The 16,441-nt window shown below is 72.4% G+C and carries 17 protein-coding genes and 1 pseudogene; 10 read left to right on the top strand and 8 right to left on the bottom strand.

All coding sequences use genetic code 11. From position 1 onward, the window contains the following. Positions 1-150 precede the first annotated feature (150 nt). Together ACWEKM_RS33195 and ACWEKM_RS33190 are read left to right on the top strand one after the other, a co-directional pair. Positions 151-963, top strand: a complete 813-nt coding sequence (locus ACWEKM_RS33195; protein ID WP_451624972.1) for a hypothetical protein — start codon at positions 151-153, stop codon at positions 961-963. A gap of 114 nt (positions 964-1,077) precedes the next feature. Further along, on the top strand, positions 1,078-1,407 hold the full coding sequence (locus ACWEKM_RS33190; RefSeq protein ID WP_451624981.1) for a rhodanese-like domain-containing protein: 330 nt from the start codon (positions 1,078-1,080) through the stop codon (positions 1,405-1,407). Positions 1,408-1,439: 32 nt separating this feature from the next. Here ACWEKM_RS33190 and ACWEKM_RS33185 read toward each other — a convergent pair. The 6 genes and pseudogenes from ACWEKM_RS33185 to paaA form a co-directional block, all read right to left on the bottom strand. After that, a pseudogene (locus ACWEKM_RS33185) lies at positions 1,440-1,664 on the bottom strand (acyl-CoA dehydrogenase family protein); the annotation flags it as partial. A 60-nt stretch (positions 1,665-1,724) separates the two neighbouring features. Beyond that, the gene (locus tag ACWEKM_RS33180) at positions 1,725-2,789 is read right to left on the bottom strand and encodes a 2Fe-2S iron-sulfur cluster-binding protein (RefSeq protein ID WP_451624971.1); all 1,065 of its coding nucleotides are present in this window, start codon (positions 2,787-2,789) and stop codon (positions 1,725-1,727) included. Next, positions 2,789-3,340: a 1,2-phenylacetyl-CoA epoxidase subunit PaaD gene (gene paaD / locus ACWEKM_RS33175; RefSeq protein ID WP_451624970.1), complete on the bottom strand. Its 552-nt coding sequence runs from the start codon at positions 3,338-3,340 to the stop codon at positions 2,789-2,791. Before paaD ends, ACWEKM_RS33180 begins: the two co-directional genes overlap by 1 nt. Next, positions 3,334-4,053, bottom strand: coding sequence for a 1,2-phenylacetyl-CoA epoxidase subunit PaaC (paaC, locus tag ACWEKM_RS33170; protein ID WP_451624969.1), 720 nt, complete (start codon positions 4,051-4,053; stop codon positions 3,334-3,336). Before paaC ends, paaD begins: the two co-directional genes overlap by 7 nt. Then, entirely contained in the window at positions 4,050-4,337 is a 288-nt protein-coding gene (paaB, locus tag ACWEKM_RS33165; RefSeq protein WP_401136160.1) for a 1,2-phenylacetyl-CoA epoxidase subunit PaaB, read from the bottom strand. The genes paaC and paaB overlap by 4 nt, the downstream gene beginning before the upstream one ends. Then, positions 4,334-5,341, bottom strand: coding sequence for a 1,2-phenylacetyl-CoA epoxidase subunit PaaA (paaA, locus tag ACWEKM_RS33160; RefSeq protein WP_451624968.1), 1,008 nt, complete (start codon positions 5,339-5,341; stop codon positions 4,334-4,336). The genes paaB and paaA overlap by 4 nt, the downstream gene beginning before the upstream one ends. Before the next feature lie 842 nt (positions 5,342-6,183). Between paaA and ACWEKM_RS33155 the strand changes: the two genes are divergently transcribed. From ACWEKM_RS33155 to ACWEKM_RS33145, 3 genes are all read left to right on the top strand, one after another. Next, positions 6,184-6,945, top strand: coding sequence for a DUF5819 family protein (locus ACWEKM_RS33155; RefSeq protein ID WP_451624967.1), 762 nt, complete (start codon positions 6,184-6,186; stop codon positions 6,943-6,945). Next, complete coding sequence (locus tag ACWEKM_RS33150) at positions 6,942-8,207, top strand: HTTM domain-containing protein (RefSeq protein ID WP_451624966.1); 1,266 nt, start codon at positions 6,942-6,944, stop codon at positions 8,205-8,207. The genes ACWEKM_RS33155 and ACWEKM_RS33150 overlap by 4 nt, the downstream gene beginning before the upstream one ends. A gap of 128 nt (positions 8,208-8,335) precedes the next feature. Beyond that, positions 8,336-9,091, top strand: coding sequence for a TrmH family RNA methyltransferase (locus ACWEKM_RS33145; RefSeq protein WP_451624965.1), 756 nt, complete (start codon positions 8,336-8,338; stop codon positions 9,089-9,091). 6 nt (positions 9,092-9,097) lie between these two features. On the opposite strand, the gene paaN is transcribed toward ACWEKM_RS33145, so the two are convergent. After that, complete coding sequence (gene paaN, locus ACWEKM_RS33140) at positions 9,098-10,789, bottom strand: phenylacetic acid degradation protein PaaN (protein WP_451624964.1); 1,692 nt, start codon at positions 10,787-10,789, stop codon at positions 9,098-9,100. A gap of 160 nt (positions 10,790-10,949) precedes the next feature. Between paaN and ACWEKM_RS33135 the strand changes: the two genes are divergently transcribed. Together ACWEKM_RS33135 and ACWEKM_RS33130 are read left to right on the top strand one after the other, a co-directional pair. Then, the gene (locus tag ACWEKM_RS33135; protein ID WP_451624963.1) at positions 10,950-12,467 is read left to right on the top strand and encodes a 3-hydroxyacyl-CoA dehydrogenase; all 1,518 of its coding nucleotides are present in this window, start codon (positions 10,950-10,952) and stop codon (positions 12,465-12,467) included. After that, positions 12,464-13,051 (top strand): TetR/AcrR family transcriptional regulator, encoded by a 588-nt coding sequence (locus ACWEKM_RS33130; protein ID WP_451624962.1) that lies wholly within the window; start codon positions 12,464-12,466, stop codon positions 13,049-13,051. Before ACWEKM_RS33135 ends, ACWEKM_RS33130 begins: the two co-directional genes overlap by 4 nt. Before the next feature lie 2 nt (positions 13,052-13,053). Here the strand turns inward: ACWEKM_RS33130 and ACWEKM_RS33125 are convergent, their stop codons facing one another. Then, a complete protein-coding gene (locus tag ACWEKM_RS33125; RefSeq protein WP_451624961.1) occupies positions 13,054-13,554 on the bottom strand; it encodes an Lrp/AsnC family transcriptional regulator in 501 nt (166 codons plus the stop codon). A gap of 175 nt (positions 13,555-13,729) precedes the next feature. On the opposite strand from ACWEKM_RS33125, the gene pdhA reads away from it, so the two are divergent. From pdhA to ACWEKM_RS33110, 3 genes are all read left to right on the top strand, one after another. Next, positions 13,730-14,866: a pyruvate dehydrogenase (acetyl-transferring) E1 component subunit alpha gene (gene pdhA, locus ACWEKM_RS33120; RefSeq protein WP_451624960.1), complete on the top strand. Its 1,137-nt coding sequence runs from the start codon at positions 13,730-13,732 to the stop codon at positions 14,864-14,866. Then, positions 14,863-15,867 (top strand): alpha-ketoacid dehydrogenase subunit beta, encoded by a 1,005-nt coding sequence (locus ACWEKM_RS33115; protein WP_451624959.1) that lies wholly within the window; start codon positions 14,863-14,865, stop codon positions 15,865-15,867. Before pdhA ends, ACWEKM_RS33115 begins: the two co-directional genes overlap by 4 nt. After that, a partial coding sequence (locus tag ACWEKM_RS33110; RefSeq protein ID WP_451624958.1) for a biotin/lipoyl-containing protein occupies positions 15,867-16,441 on the top strand: 575 nt, incomplete at its 3' end. The genes ACWEKM_RS33115 and ACWEKM_RS33110, both read left to right, overlap by 1 nt.

Genomic DNA, 16,441 nt, shown 5'->3' with positions numbered 1-16,441 from the left:
GGGTGGGGACAGGGGTGCGTTGTGTTACGGGGGGTGGTGCCGGGGGTGTGCGGTGGCGGTGGTCCGGGGCGGTCGCTCTCGGCCGGTGGGTGCGTGCGGGATCGGTGCTCGGGGCCCGAGGGTGATTCGGGCGTGGCCTAGGCTGGCCCGGTGACGACCCCGGAAGCTGAGCAGTCCCAGGCGCCCCGGCCCGAGGAACGGCTGGAGCGGGCCGTGCGGGCCGCCGAACAAGCGCTGATCGAGTTCGAGATAGCGGTGGAGACCTTCCGCGTCGAGGTCGAGAACTTCTCCCGGCTGCACGAGCAGAAGCTGGGCCCGATGTATGCCCGGCTGGAGGAGCTGGAGGCCCAGATCGCCGAGGCCAGAGCCGCCCGGACCGGCGACCCCGAGGACCTCCGTGCCGCGCAGGAGGCGCGCGCCCGGGTCATGCCCATCCCCGACGTGGAGGAGCTGCTGCACGGCTGGATGGACGGGCAGGGTCTGTTCCCGGAGGCCGCCGCGATGCTCACCGACCAGGCGGTCCGGCCCCCGCAGCGGGTGCGGCCCAGCGAGGAGGCTCGCAAGCTCTACCGCGAGCTGGCCCGTAAGGCACACCCCGACCTGGCGCAGGAGGAGGGCGAGCGGGAGCGGCGCGAGGAGTTCATCACCCGCGTCAACGCCGCCTACGCCCGCGGCGACGAGGCGCTGCTGCGCGAACTGGCTGAGGAGTGGGCCGCGGGCCCGGCCCCCGCCGAGCGGCCCCCGAGCCGGGGCGAGGAGCTCTACGCCCGCCTGGAGTGGCTGGCCCAGCGCAAGGAACTCCTCACCCTGGTCGCCCGCGAGCTGGAGGACGGAGCGATCGCGTCCATGCTCCGCCTGGCCCCCAACGACCCCGATGCCCTGCTGGACGAGATCGCCGAGCAGCTCCGCGGCGATGTGGCCCGGCGGGAGGCGGAACTGGCGGAACTCCTGGCACGGGGATAGCCCCGTCCGCCCGGGCGTCCCGTCCCGGCCCCGGCGTTCCGTCCCAGCCCAGACGTCCCGTCCCGGCCTCGGCGTCCGTCGGGTAGCGTCAAGGCCATGAGTTTCGGAGCTGGTGTGCCCACGGTCGGGGTCGCGGACCTTGAGGACGGCGACTTCCTGCTGGACGTCCGCGAGGACGACGAATGGCAGGCGGGCCACGCCGAGGGGGCACTGCACATCCCCATCAGCGAGTTCGTGGCCCGGTACGGGGAACTGACCCAGGTTGCCCCGCAGGACGGCCGGGTCCATGTGATCTGCCGCTCCGGCGGACGCTCGGCCCAGGTCACGATGTATCTGGTCCAGCAGGGCATCGACGCCGTGAACGTCGACGGCGGCATGCAGGTCTGGCAGGCCGCCGGCCGCCCGGTCGTCGACGACGAGGGCCAGCCCGGTCACGTCCTGTAGACGGCGCCGCACCGGTCGGCGGGCGACGCGTCTCAGCCCAGGGGGTGCGCGGCGAGCAGATCGCCCAACGCCTCCTCATGAGCCGCGGCCGGGCCGAGCGAGAGTTCCAGGTGCTTGGCCCAGGCGTGGCAGCGGTGCAGGGTGTAGTCGGTGTCGGTGTCGGTGTCGAAGCCGCCGTGCAGGTGTTGTGCCGTCTGCACCACCCGACGGGCGCCCTCCGAGGCCCGGATCTTCGCCACGGCGATGTCCCCGGGCGGGCGGCGGCCCCTGCGTCTCCGAGGTGTGGGTGGGCGGTAGCCCGTAGGCGCGGCTGGCGGTCAGCGGTCGAAGTCCAGTTCCACCTCCTCCGTCACCGGATGCGACTGGCAGGCCAGTACATATCCGGCCGCTGTCTCCTCGGACTCCAGGGCGAAGTTGCGGTTCATGCGCACCTCGCCCGAGACCAGGAAGGCCCGGCACGTCCCGCACACCCCGCCCTTGCAGGCGTAGGGCGCGTCGGGCCGGTTGCGCAGGACCGCCTCCAGCAGCGACTCCCCGTCCCGGACCGGCCAGGTCCCGCCGCGACCGTCGAGCCGGGCGGTGACCGTGCTGTGCGCCGGGGCCGTGACGGTCACCGCCGGGGCCGCACCCGCGTCCACATGGAAGATCTCTTCGTGGATCCGCGCCCGGTCCACTCCGAGATCCCGCAGCGCCCGCTCCGCGCCCTGCACCAGTCCGAATGGGCCGCACAGGAACCATCCGGCCACCGCGTCCACCGGCAGCAGCGCGGGCAGCAGTCCCGTCAGCCGCTCTCGGTCCAGCCGACCGGAGGGCAGTCCCGCCTGCTGCTCCTCCCGTGAGAGCACCGTCACCAGGTGCAGCCGCCGCGGATAGCGGTCCTTCAGGTCGGCGACCTCCTCCAGGAACATCGTCGAGGCGGCTGTGCGGTCGCTGCGGATCAGACAGAACCGGGCTTCCGGTACGCGCGCCAGAAGAGTCGAGACGATCGACAGCACCGGGGTGATGCCACTGCCGCCGACGATCGCCGAGTACAGCCCCGGGGCCGGGTCCAGGGTGAAGCGCCCGGCCGGGGTCATCACCTCCAGCTCGTCGCCGACGTTGATCTCCTTCAGCGCGTACGTCGAGAAGGCGCCGCCCTCCACCACCCGTACCCCGACCCGCAGGGTGGACGGGCCCTCCTCGCCGGGCGCGGGCGCGGGGGAACAGATCGAGTAGGTCCGCCGGATGTCCAGCCCGTCGGCCCGGCGGCGCAGGGCGAGGTGCTGGCCGGGCGTGTGCCGGTACTCCTCGCGCAGCCCGGGCGGGACGGCGAGGGTGAGGGCCACGGAGTCGTCGGTGAGGCGGTCGACCGCGGCCACCGGGAGCGGGTGGAAGCGGGCCATCACAACTCCTTGAAGTGGTCGAACGGTTCACGGCAGGCCAGACAGCGCCGCAGTGCCTTGCACGCGGTCGAGGAGAACCGGCTCAGCAGCTCGGTGTCGGCCGATCCGCAGTGCGGGCAGCGGACGGGTTCGGGCGCGTCGGATGCCCCGGACGCGGTGGCGTGCGTCCGGGTCGGGCCGAGGGCGAGCGGAACCGGACCCGAGTCGCGCCGCACGCGCGGGGGAGCGATGCCGAACTCCCGTAGTTTGCGCCGTCCTTCGTCCGTGATGTCGTCGGTCGACCAGGCGGGTGCGAGCACCGTGCGCACCGTGACCCGGCGCATGCCGTGGCCGTGCAGCACCTCCTCGATGTCGACGGCCATCGCCTCGATGGCCGGGCAGCCGGTGTAGGTGGGGGTCAGCTCCACCTCGACGGCGTCCGTGCCCCGCAGGCGCACCGCGCGCACCACGCCCAGCTCACGGAGGGTGAGCACGGGCAGTTCGGGGTCGGGCACCGAGCCCGCGAGGTCGAGGAGTTCCGCCTCCAGTGGTGTGGCCGTCGTCGTCACCATGACGCCCCCGGATGGCTGCGGTGCAGATGCTGCATCTCGGCGAGCATCCGGCCGAACGGCTCGGTGTGCAGGCCCTGTCGGCCGGCGCCCGCCGACCAGGCTCCGGTGCGCGGACCCGCGGGGACCGCCAGGGTGGCCCGGCGCAGCACGTCGCCGACGGACTCCAGCCAGGCCGCCTCCACGTTCGCCCCATCGGTGTCCAGGCCCGCCACCGGCTGGAACATCTCCCCGGTGAACCGCCACAGGGCGTCGCAGGCTCGCGTCATCCGCTCATGGCTGACCTCCGTGCCGTCGCCGAGCCGCAGCGTCCACTGTTCGGCGTGGTCGCGGTGGTAGGTGACCTCCTTGACGGCCTTGGCGGCGAGCGGTGCGAACGGGCTGTCGCCGTGGGCCAGTTCGGCGTACAGCAGATGCTGGTAGGTGGAGAAGTACAGCTGGCGGACGATGGTGTGGGCGAAGTCGCCGTTCGGCTGCTCGACCAGCTGGAGGTTGCGGAAGGCACGCTCCTCGCGCAGATACGCCAGTTCGTCCTCGTCGCCGATCATCGACAGCAGTGCGCGGGCCTGGCCGAGCAGGTCCAGCGCAATGTTGGCGAGTGCGACATCCTCCTCCAGGACGGGCGCGTGGCCCGCCCACTCCCCCAGGCGGTGCGAGAGCACCAGGGCGTCGTCGCCGAGCGCGAGTGCGGCGGTCGTGGGCACGGTGGCGGTCACAGGTGCTTCACCCCCTCCGGGATCTCGTAGAAGGTCGGGTGCCGGTAGGGCTTGTCCGCGGCCGGCTCGAAGAAGGGGTCCTTCTCGTCCGGCGAGGACGCGGTGATCGCGGCCGCCGGCACGACCCAGATCGAGACGCCCTCGCCGCGCCGGGTGTACAGGTCGCGTGCGTTGCGCAGGGCCAGTTCCGCGTCCGGGGCGTGCAGGCTGCCGGCGTGGGTGTGGGAGAGGCCGCGGCGGGAGCGCACGAAGACCTCCCACAGGGGCCAGTCGGTGTCGGTCATGCCTGCGCTCCTCGTGTTCCGCCGCTGTGCCTGGCCGCGTGGGCCGCGGCCGCCTCCCGTACCCACGCGCCCTCCTCGTGTGCCCGGCGGCGCTGGGTGATCCGCTGTTCGTTGCACGGGCCGTTGCCCTTGAGCACCTCCCAGAACTCCGTCCAGTCGATCGCTCCGAAGTCGTGATGCCCCCGCTCCTCGTTCCACCGCAGATCCGGGTCGGGGAGGGTGAGGCCGAGGGACTCGGCCTGGGGGACGCAGATGTCGACGAAGCGCTGGCGCAACTCGTCGTTCGAGTGGCGCTTGATCTTCCAGGCCATCGACTGGGCCGAGTGCTGGGACGCGTCGTCGGGCGGGCCGAACATCATCAGGGACGGCCACCACCAGCGGTCCACCGCGTCCTGGGCCATCGCATGCTGCTCCGGGGTGCCGTTGCTGAGGGCGAGCAGCAACTCGTAGCCCTGGCGCTGGTGGAAGGACTCCTCCTTGCAGATGCGGACCATCGCGCGTGCGTACGGACCGTAGGAGCAGCGGCACAGGGGGACCTGGTTGGTGATCGCCGCGCCGTCCACCAGCCAGCCGATCGCGCCGACGTCGGCCCAGGTCAGCGTGGGGTAGTTGAAGATCGACGAATACTTCTGGCGGCCGCTGTGCAACTTGTCGAGCAGCTCGTCGCGGACGGTGCCGAGCGTTTCCGCGGCGCTGTACAAGTAGAGGCCGTGGCCTGCTTCGTCCTGGACCTTGGCCATCAGGATGGCCTTGCGGCGCAGTGAGGGGGCGCGGGTGATCCAGTTGGCCTCGGGCTGCATGCCGATGATCTCGGAGTGGGCGTGCTGGGCGATCTGCCGGACCAGCGTTGCGCGGTAGGCGTCAGGCATCCAGTCCCGGGGTTCGATGCGCTCGTCCGCGGCCACGGTGGCGTCGAAGGCGCGCTCGTACGCCGCCGTGTCGGCGGTGTCCTGGGCGTCGTACGGCGCCGTGCCGGCCGTGTGGTGCGCGGCTGCTGTGGCCATGCGGTCCCCCTGACCTCGGGATCTTCCGGAAATCTGACACCCGACCGATCGTTCGGTCCGTGCGATTCCATGGTGGGTGAGCCGCCGTGAGGTGTCAACCGCTGTGGACAACCTCGGCGACGACCTGTGGACAACCCCGGCGAGGGGGTCTGTGGACAACCCGAGGTGTCCGGGCGGGTGCGGGCCGCTCGGGTCCCTCGCCGGATGTGGGAGTGGCGATGGCCACGTCCACGAGCCGGGTCTCGGGGCTGCGCCCGGCGGGCGGGGCTGAGTACCGTTCCCTGCGAGCGCCCAGGAGTAGGGTTCGCGGGCCATGCGAGGCCCGCGGCGGGTGGTGGGCGGCCGGACGACGGAGCGGGACGGGACGGGAACGGGGCGGAATGGACGCGTACGACGGAGACTCGCACGCCCCGCAGGGGCCGGACGGGTCGGGCGAGGCGCCTCCGCCGGAGCGGACTCGCGGTCCCGCGCCACGCGGCTCGGGAGCCGCGCCCCCCGCACCTGCGCCCCCTGCACCCGCGCCGCCCGCGCCCTCTTCCGCCGAGCCGCCGCGGCACGGGTCGGCCGTGCCGACCGAGGCCGAACACGGGGACGGGGACGGGAGCGAGGCCGAATACAGGGACGGGAGCGGGGATGGGGCTGAGGGTGAGCGTCCCGAGGGAGCCGTGGGGCCCGAGGGTTCCGTGAGGTCCGAGGCAGCGGTGGGGCCCAAGGGTTCCGTGAGGTCCGAGGGAGCCGTGGGGCCCGAGGGTTCCGTGAGGTCTGAGGCAGCGGTGAGGGCCAAGGCAGCTGTGGAGTCCAGGGGGTCTGAGGGTTCCGTGGGGAGTGACAGCGGGGCGGCGGTGGTTCGGCCTCGGTCGGGCTGGGACGGTCCGTCGGGCTGGGATGGTCCGTCGGGCGGGGCGCGGGCCGCCCTCCGCTCCGCCGGTAACGGTCCGGCGCCGCCGGTCGCGCGCCGTGCCGGTGTCGCCGCGCTGTCCCCGCGGTACCAGATCGGTGCCGCCCTGGCGCTCGCGGTCGTCGCCGTCACCGCCTGCGTACACCTCGGCATGGTGTTCCTGAGTGTCGCGCCCGCCAATACGGTGACGAAGCAGCACGGCAAGGCGATAGAGGAGTGGATCTACCCGGAGTTCGAGCAGAACTGGAAGCTGTTCGCGCCGAACCCCTTGCAGCAGAACATCGCCGTCCAGGTCCGCGCGCAGGTCCGCACGGCCGGTGGCGACATCGAGACGACCGGCTGGTACGACCTGTCCGCGCGGGACGGCGCGGCCATCGACGGCAGCCTGCTGCCCAGCCACACCGAGCAGAACGAACTGCGCCGGGCCTGGGACTTCTTCGTCGCCACGCACGACGCCGACAACCGGCCCGTCGGCCTGCGCGGCGCGCTCTCCGAGCAGTACGTGCGGCGGATCGCGGTGATGCGGCTGTACCGAGAGGACGCGGCAGGCAGGGCGGGCACCATCCAGAGGGTCCAGGTCCGTTCGTGTACCACCAATGTGCCGCCGCCCGAATGGAGCCGCGAGCGGGTCTCCGGCAAGCCGGCCTACCGCGTGCTGCCTTGGTGGACGGTCACGGCGGACGAGGCCGCGGGAGGCGTGCGGTGAATCGTCTCGCCCTGTTGGTCACGCGCGGCATCGGCCGTGTCACCGAACTCCCGCTCGGCGTCTATCAGTCCGCTGTCATCCGCATCGGCTTCTCCGCGACCTGGCTGCTGTTCCTGCTGCGTGAGTTCCCGCACCGCCAGGAGCTGTACGGGCCCGACGGCCCCTGGAGCTGGGACCTCGCCCGGCAGCTGACCTCGGACAACGAGGCGTTCACGGCGCTGCTGTGGTCGGACGGGCGGATCTGGTTCGAGGTCTGCTACCTGCTCGCCGTCGTCTCCGGCATCCTGTTGCTGCTGGGCTGGCGCTCGCGCACGTCATCGGTGCTGTTCATGGTCGGCGTGCTCTCGTTGCAGAACCGCAGCGTCTTCATGGGCGACGGCGGCGACAATGTGCTGCACCTGATGTCCCTCTACTTGGTGTTCACGCGCTGCGCTCAGGTGTGGTCCCTCGACGCGCGGCGGGCGGCACGCGGTGAGGCGGCACGCGCGCGTGGGGAGTGGGTCCACGACCGGGTGGGCCCGGTGCTGTGGACGGTGTTCGGCCTGGCGCTCGGCGCGGTGACCCTGGCCGGGCGGCTCGGCAGCGGCTGGCTGGTACCCGCGCTCCTGTGGACGGTGTGGGCAGCGCTGGGACTGTGGTGGCTGGTCGGGCGGTTCGCCGCGGCCGGCGAGTTCCGGATCCTGCTGGACGTGATCGCCAACATCGTGCACAACGGCGCCCTGCTCGTGATCATGGCGGAGGCGTGTCTGATCTACGCCACGGCCGGCTGGTACAAGATCCAGGGCTCGCGCTGGCAGGACGGCACCGCGGTCTACTACCCGCTCCACCTCGACTCCTTCTCGCCCTGGCCCGCACTCGCCGACCTGCTGTCCGCCAATGGCACCGTGGTGATGCTGGTGACGTACGGGACGGTCATCGTGCAGGTCGCCTTCCCTTTCACGCTGTTCAACCGGCGGGTCAAGAACGTCCTTCTGGCCGCGATGATGACGGAGCACGCGGTGATCGCGGTGGTTCTGGGGCTGCCGTTCTTCTCGCTGGCGATGATCGCGGCGGACGCGGTCTTCCTGCCGACGTCGTTTCTGCGTCGGCTCGGCGGCTGGGTGGCACGCGCGCCGCTGGTCCGCCTCCGCGGCAGCGGCGGTGCCGTCGCGCGGACGATCGAGCCGGAACCGGAACCGGGGCCAGAGTCAGGACCGGGGCCGGAGCTGGAGTCGGGGTCGGAGCTGGAGTCGGAGTCGGCCGCCGGGGCCCGGCGGCCATGAGCCGCGGCGGCCCGAGCGCGGCATTCCGCGTCCAGCGGCGGCCCGCGTGGCATTCCGCGTCCAGCGGCGGCCCGCGTGGCATTCCGCGTCCCGCGGCGCGCCCGGCCTTCCCGCGTAGGCTTCCCGGCATGACCGACCCCGTGACCCGGTGGCGCGCGCACACAGGTGATGCCGTGCTGCTCGACGGCTTCCATGCCCTCAAGCACGCCCTGCGCTTCGGGGCCGAGGTCCCGGTGGCGGTCACCGCGGACCGGCGGGCGGCGCTGTCCCTGGCCGAGGAGCTCGCCCCGGACGTGCGAGGCGCCCTGGACGACCTGCTGGCCGAGGTGCCGGAGCGGACGTACGCGTCCCTGGTGGCACGGCCGCATCCGACCGCCGTCGCCGCCCTGGCCGTACGGCCCTGCCGGGAGGCCGGGCTGCGGGTCCTCGCCCATCTGCCCCGTCACGCGCCCGTCGTGGTGCTCGACAACCCGCGCAACCTGGGCAACGCGGGGGCCGTGATCCGGCTCGCCGCCGGCTTCGGGGCCACCGGGGTCGTCACCACCGGCACCCTCGATCCCTGGCATCCCACGGTCGTGCGCGGCGGGGCGGGCCTGCACTTCGCGACCGTGGTGGAGCGGCTGGCCGTCGAGGAGCTGCCGCCCGGACCGCTGTTCGCCCTCGATCCCGAGGGCGAGGACATTCGTGGCACGAAGCTGCCGGACGACGCCGTGCTGGCCTTCGGGTCGGAGCGCAGCGGGTTGTCCGCCGCGCTGCGCGCGCGTGCCGACCATCTGCTGGCTCTGCCGATGCGCCCCCAGGTCTCCAGCTACAACCTCGCCACCAGCGTGGCGATGACGCTGTACCACTGGAGTGCCACCGGGGGCACACCCCGCTCCGTCTAATCCGTCTCAGGCTTCCCGGCGCACCTCCACCACCCGGAAGCGGTTCGCGACGAACGCGCCGTCGCACAGCGCCGCGTTGGCCGCCGGGTTGCCGCCCGAGCCGTGGAAGTCGGAGAAGGCGGCGGTCTGGTTGACGTACACCCCGCCGGTGAGGTTGAAGGACAGCTGGGCGGACTCCTCCAGGCAGACCTCCTGGACGGCCTCCTCGACCTGCGGGTCGGTCGTGTACGCGCCGACGGTCATCGCGCCCTTCTCACGGATCGTGCGGCGCAGCAGCTCGACCGCGTCGGCCGCCGAGTCGACGGCGACGGCGAAGGAGACGGGCCCGAAGCACTCGCTCATATAGGCGGCCTCGGCGTCCGGCTTGGCGCCGTCCAGCTTGACGATCACGGGTGTGCGGACGACCGCGTTCGGAAAGTCCGGGTTGGCGATCTCGCGCGAGGCGAGGGCGACCTCGCCGAGCCCGGCGGCGGCCTCCAGGCGGGCCTTGACATCCGGGTTGACGATGGCGCCGAGCAGGGCGTTCGCGCGCGCGTCGTCGCCGAGCAGGCTGTCGACCGCGCGGGCGAGGTCGGCGACCACCTCGTCGAAGGTCTTGGGGCCCTCGTCGGTCCGGATGCCGTCCCGGGGGAGGAGCAGGTTCTGCGGGGTGGTGCACATCTGACCGCTGTACAGGGACAGCGAGAAGGCCAGGTTGGACAGCATCCCCTGGTAGGCGTCGGTCGACTCCACGATGACCGTGTTGACGCCGGCCTTCTCCGTGTAGACCTGTGCCTGGCGGGCATTGGCCTCCAGCCAGTCGCCGAAGGCGGTCGAGCCCGTGTAGTCGATGATCCTGATCTCCGGGCGGGTGGCCAGGGTCTTCGCGATGCCCTCGCCGAGGCGCTCGGCGGCCAGCGCCACCAGATTCGGGTCGAAGCCCGCCTCGGCCAGCGCCTCGCGGGCGGTCCGCACGGTGAGCGCGAGCGGCAGCACCGCGCGCGGGTGCGGCTTCACCAGGACCGCGTTGCCGGTGGCGAGGGAGGCGAACAGGCCCGGGTAGCCGTTCCAGGTGGGGAAGGTGTTGCAGCCGACGACCAGCGCGATTCCGCGCGGGACCGGTGTGAACCGCTTGGTCAGCTCCAGCGGGTCGCGCTTGCCCTGGGGCTTGGCCCACTGTGCCGTGCCAGGCGTGCGGACCTGCTCCGCGTACGCGTACGCCACCGCCTCCAGGCCGCGGTCCTGGGCATGCGGGCCGCCCGCCTGGAACGCCATCATGAACGCCTGGCCGCTGGTGTGCATCACCGCGTGCGCGAACTCGTGCGTCCGGTCGCTGATGCGCTTGAGGATCTCCAGACAGACCGCGGCCCTCGTCTCCGGGCCCGCGTCCCGCCAGGCGCGCTGTCCGGCCTTCATCGCGGGCAGCAGCGTGTCAAGGTCCGGGTGCGGGTAGGTCACGCCCAACTCGATGCCGTACGGCGAGACTTCGCCGCCGATCCAGTCGTCGGTGCCGGGCTGGCCGAGGTCGAGGCGGGTGCCGCGGACGGCGTCGAAGGCGGCCTTGCCCGCGGCGGCGTCCAGGCTGCCGCCTTCCCCGTACGCCTTGGGGTGCTCGGGGTGCGGGGACCAGTACGCGCGCGTGCGGATCGCCTCCAGCGACTGGTCGAGGGTGGGCCGGTGCTTGGCGATCAGTGCGTGCTCGGTCGGTTGGGCGGCCATGCGGGACCAACTCCTCGTCTCATGAGCGCGTCGTCGAGCTCATGACCTGTGCGGAAACGTGGGCAGGGACGCTCGGTCAGAGTTAGAGTAACCGAACGATCGGTCGGTACAAGGGGGTCCGCCGTATCTGTGGAAAACCTCGTGCGGGAGGATCGCGCACATGACAGCACTCGACCTCAGCAGCCCCGTGGCCGTCGTCGGCGCCGGCACCATGGGCCAGGGCATCGCCCAGGTCGCGCTGGTCGCGGGCCACCCCGTGCGGCTGTACGACGCCGTCGCCGGGCGGGCCGGTAAAGCGGCCGCGGCGATCGGCGCCCGCCTCGACCGGCTCGTCGAGAAGGACCGGCTCACCGGGGCCGACCGGGACGCGGCACGCGCCCGCCTCCTGCCCGCCGAGGACCTTGCCGAACTGGCCGACTGCGCGGTGGTCGTGGAGGCCGTACTGGAGCGGCTGGACATCAAGCAGGACCTGTTCCGCGAACTGGAGGGCATCGTCGGCGACGACTGCCTGCTGGCCACCAACACCTCGTCCTTGTCGGTGACGGCCGTCGCCGGTGCCCTGCGCAGCCCGGAACGCCTCGTGGGCCTGCACTTCTTCAATCCGGCCCCGCTGCTGCCGCTGGTCGAGGTCGTCTCCGGGTTCGCCACCGACGTCACCTCGGCCACGCGCGCGTACGAGACCGCCCGCGCCTGGGGCAAGACTCCCGTGGCCTGCGCGGACACCCCGGGCTTCATCGTGAACCGGATAGCCCGGCCCTTCTACGCCGAGGCGCTCGCGGTCTACGAGGCACAGGCCGCCGACCCGGCCACCATCGACGCCGTCCTGCGCGAGTGCGGTGGCTTCCGGATGGGCGCCTTCGAACTGACCGACCTCATCGGCCAGGATGTCAACGAGTCCGTCACGCACTCCGTGTGGCAGTCGTTCTTCCAGGACGTGCGCTTCACGCCCTCGCTGGCCCAGCGTCGGCTTGTCGAGTCCGGCCGGCTCGGCCGCAAGTCGGGGCACGGCTGGTACGACTACGCCGAGGACGCCGAGCGCTCCGAGCCGCACACCGCCGAGCCGCGGCAGGCGCCCGTGTACGTCGTCGCCGAGGGCGACCTGGGCCCGGCGGCCGAACTGCTCGCGCTGATCCGTGAGGCGGGCATCCAGGTCCGCCAGGAGGAAGAGGACCACGGCAGCCGACTGGTGCTGCCCGGCGGCGGCCAGCTGGCCCTCGCCGACGGGCAGACCTCGGTGGAGTTCCGCGACGTCGTCTACTTCGATCTCGCGCTCGACTACCGCGGCGCCACCCGCATTGCCCTGTCCGCCTCCCGGGACACCTCCCCGCAGACCCTCGCCGAGGCCATCGGCCTCTTCCAGGCGCTCGGCAAGGACGTCAGCGTCATCGGTGATGTGCCGGGCATGATCGTCGCCCGCGCGGTGGCCCGGATCATCGACCTGGCGCACGACGCCGTGGCCAAGGGCGTCGCCACCGAGGAGGACATCGACACCGCGATGCGCCTGGGCGTCAACTACCCGCTCGGCCCCTTCGAATGGAGCCGCAGGCTCGGCCGCAGCTGGGCCTACGACCTCCTGGACGACCTGCATCTGCGCGACCCCTGCGGCCGCTACGCGCCGTCCCTCGCGCTCTACCGCCATGCGTACGCCACCGACAAGCGGGAGGGCCGCACCTCATGACCACCGCCAGGCGCGACACATACACCCCCGAGACGCTGCTCTCGGTGGCCGTCCAGGTGTTCAACGAGCGCGGCTACGACGGCACGTCGATGGAGCATCTGTCCAAGGCCGCCGGCATCTCCAAGTCGTCGATCTACCATCATGTCGCCGGCAAGGAGGAGCTGCTGCGCCGCGCGGTCAGCCGGGCGCTGGACGGGCTCTTCGGCATCCTCGACGAGGAGCACGCGCGCGCGGGGCGGTCCGCGGACCGCCTGGAGCACGTCGTGCGGCGCATGGTCGAGGTCCTCATAGCCGAGCTGCCCTATGTGACGCTGCTGCTGCGCGTGCGCGGCAACACCGCCACCGAGCGCTGGGCCCTGGAGCGGCGCCGCGACTTCGACCACCGGGTGGCCGAGCTGCTGAAGGACGCCGCCGCCGACGGTGATGTGCGCGAGGACGTGGAGGTGCGGCTCGCGACCCGGCTGGTCTTCGGGATGATCAACTCGATCGTGGAGTGGTACCGGCCCGACGGGCACGGCACCACCGAGCGCGAGGTGGCCGACGCGGTGGTGCGCCTGGTGTTCTCCGGGCTGCGCCGGGGCTGACGTCAGCCGTTCGGCTCCAGGTCCTCCTCCTCGAACACCAGCAGGGTGCGCGTGCTGAGCACCTCCGGGATCGCCTGGAGCCGGGTGAGCACCAGCTCGCGCAGCGCCCTGTTGTCCGGCGTGTGCACCAGGAGCAGCACGTCGAAGTCGCCGCCCACCAGCGCGATGTGGGTGGCGCCGGGCAGCTCCCGCAGCCGCTCGCGCACCGTGCGCCAGGAGTTCTGCACGATCTTCAGAGTGACGTACGCCGAAGTGCCGTGACCCGCGCGTTCGTGGTCGACGCGGGCCCCGAAACCGCGGATGACGCCGTCCTCGACGAGGCGGTTGACGCGGGCGTAGGCGTTGGCGCGGGAGACGTGGACCCGCTCGGCGACGGATCGTATGGACGCGCGGCCGTCCGCCTGGAGGATCTGCAGGACATCCTGATCAATGGCGTCCAGCGGGCGCGGGGGCGGCAGTACGGCATCGGCCTCCGGACCTTCGGCCATTTGTTCAGGTGCCATGTCCTCCTGCCTCCCTACCATGGACGTACTGCGTTCATTTGACGGTGTGGAGAACCGTTTGTCCACAGCCTGGAGGGCCCTGTAGCCAAACTGTGCCGACGACCGAACAATCGGTAGGTGAGGTGGGTCGCAGGCGACGCGCCTTCCGTAGCCGCTTCCACCAGGAGGTGCCCTCATGACGGTCATGGAGCAGCGGGGCGCGTACCGGCCATCGCCGCCGCCCGCCTGGCAGCCCCGTATGGACCCCGCACCGCTGCTGCCCGACACCGAGCCCTATCGCGTTCTGGGCACCGAGGCGGCCACGAGGGCCGACCCCGAACTGCTCCTGCGGCTGTACGCCCAGTCGGTGCGCGGCCGCCGCTACAACACACAGGCCACCGCCCTCACCAAGCAGGGCCGACTCGCGGTCTACCCCTCCAGCACCGGCCAGGAGGCATGCGAGGTCGCCGCCGCGCTGGTCCTCGAAGACCGTGACTGGCTCTTCCCCAGCTACCGCGACACCCTCGCCGTCGTCGCCCGCGGCGTGGACCCCGTCGAGGCCCTCACCCTGCTGCGCGGTGACTGGCACACCGGCTACGACCCGTACGCGCACCGCGTGGCCCCGCTGAGCACCCCGCTCGCCACCCAGCTCCCGCACGCCGTCGGCCTCGCCCACGCCGCCCGCCTCAAGGGCGACGATGTGGTCGCGCTCGCCATGGTCGGCGACGGCGGCACCAGCGAGGGCGACTTTCACGAGGCTCTGAACTTCGCCGCCGTCTGGCAGGCACCGGTCGTCTTCCTGGTCCAGAACAACGGCTTCGCGATCTCCGTCCCGCTCGCCAAGCAGACCGCCGCCCCCTCCCTGGCCCACAAGGCTGTCGGCTACGGCATGCCGGGCCGGCTGGTCGACGGCAACGACGCCGCCGCCCTGCACGAGGTCCTCACCGACGCCGTACGGCACGCGCGCGAGGGTGGCGGCCCGACGCTCGTCGAGGCGGTCACCTATCGCATGGACGCCCACACCAACGCCGACGACGCGACCCGCTACCGCTCCGACGCCGACATCGAGGCGTGGCGCGAGCACGACCCCGTGCTGCTGCTGGAGCGGGAGCTGACCGGCCGCGGACTGCTCGACGAGGACGGGGTCACGGCCGCCCGCAAGGACGCCGAGACGATGGCGGCGCAGCTGCGCGACCGCCTGAACCGGGACGCCGAACTCGACCCCATGGACCTGTTCGCCCATGTCTACGCCGAACCCACCCCGCAACTGCGCGAACAGCAGACCCTGTTGCGGGCCGAGCTGGCGGCCGAGCGGGAGGGCGGTGACCGATGACCACCGTCGCCGTCAAGCCCGCCACCATGGCGCAGGCCCTCACGCGCGCGTTGCGCGACGCGCTGGCTGCCGACCCGTCGGTACACGTCATGGGCGAGGATGTCGGCACGCTCGGCGGCGTCTTCCGGGTCACCGACGGGCTCGCCCGGGAGTTCGGTGACGACCGCTGCGCGGACACCCCGCTGGCCGAGGCCGGCATCCTCGGCGCGGCCGTCGGCATGGCGATGTACGGGCTGCGCCCGGTCGTGGAGATGCAGTTCGACGCGTTCGCCTACCCGGCATTCGAGCAGTTCGTCAGCCATGTGGCCCGGATGCGCAACCGCACCCGCGGGGCGATGCCCCTGCCGATCACGGTCCGCATCCCCTTCGGCGGCGGCATCGGCGGCGTCGAGCACCACAGCGACTCCTCCGAGGCGTACTACATGGCGACTCCGGGGCTCCATGTGGTCACGCCCGCGACCGTCGCCGACGCCTACGGTCTGCTGCGCGCCGCCATCGCCTCCGACGACCCGGTCGTCTTCCTCGAACCCAAGCGGCTGTACTGGTCGAAGGACACCTGGAACTCCGAGGACCCCCCGGCCGTTGAACCGATCGGCCGCGCGGTGGTGCGGCGCTCGGGCCGGAGCGCCACGCTCATCACGTACGGGCCGTCCGTGCCGGTCTGTCTGGAGGCCGCCGAGGCGGCGCGGGCGGAGGGCTGGGACCTCGAAGTCGTCGACCTGCGCTCCCTGGTGCCGTTCGACGACGAGACGGTCTGCGCGTCGGTCCGGCGGACCGGGCGCGCGGTCGTCGTGCACGAGTCGGGCGGGTACGGCGGACCGGGCGGGGAGATCGCGGCGCGCGTCACGGAGCGGTGCTTCCACCATCTGGAGGCGCCGGTGCTGCGCGTGGCCGGGTTCGACATCCCGTATCCGCCGCCGATGCTGGAGCGGTACCACCTGCCCGGTGTCGACCGGATCCTGGACGCGGTGGCGCGGCTGCAGCGGGAGGCCGAGGGCTGATGGCACAGGTGCTGGAGTTCAAGCTCCCCGACCTCGGGGAGGGGCTGACCGAGGCGGAGATCGTCCGCTGGCTGGTCGAGGTCGGCGACGTGGTCGCCGTCGACCAGCCGGTCGTCGAGGTCGAGACGGCCAAGGCGGTGGTCGAGGTGCCGTGCCCGTACGGCGGCGTGGTGACCGCCCGCTTCGGCGAGGAGGGCACCGAACTGCCCGTGGGGGCACCGCTGCTGACGGTCGCGGTGGGGCCGGACTCCTCCGCTGACGAGCCCGAGGGCTCGGGCAACGTGCTGGTCGGCTACGGCACGGGGGCGCCTCCGGCACGCCGACGCCGGGTACGGCCGAGGCCCGTCGGGACCGCGACGCACGATGCGGTAGCGCACGGCGCGGCGGTGCACGGCGCGGCAGCGCACGGATCGGCGGGCGCCCCGGCGGGTCTTCCCGCGGCCAACGGCTCCTCGGCTCACGCCCAGACGCAGGATCCGGCCCAGGTTCAGGGCCTGGCCCAGGGGCCGGCCCAGGTCGAGGACCCGGACTTGACTCGGGCTCAGTGCCCGGCCCCGGCGCCCGCGCCGGTGGC

This window comes from Streptomyces sp. NPDC004752 (assembly GCF_053601275.1).
The sequence above is the reverse complement of the archived record's forward strand: the minus strand, read 5'-3'. Positions and strand labels throughout refer to the sequence as shown.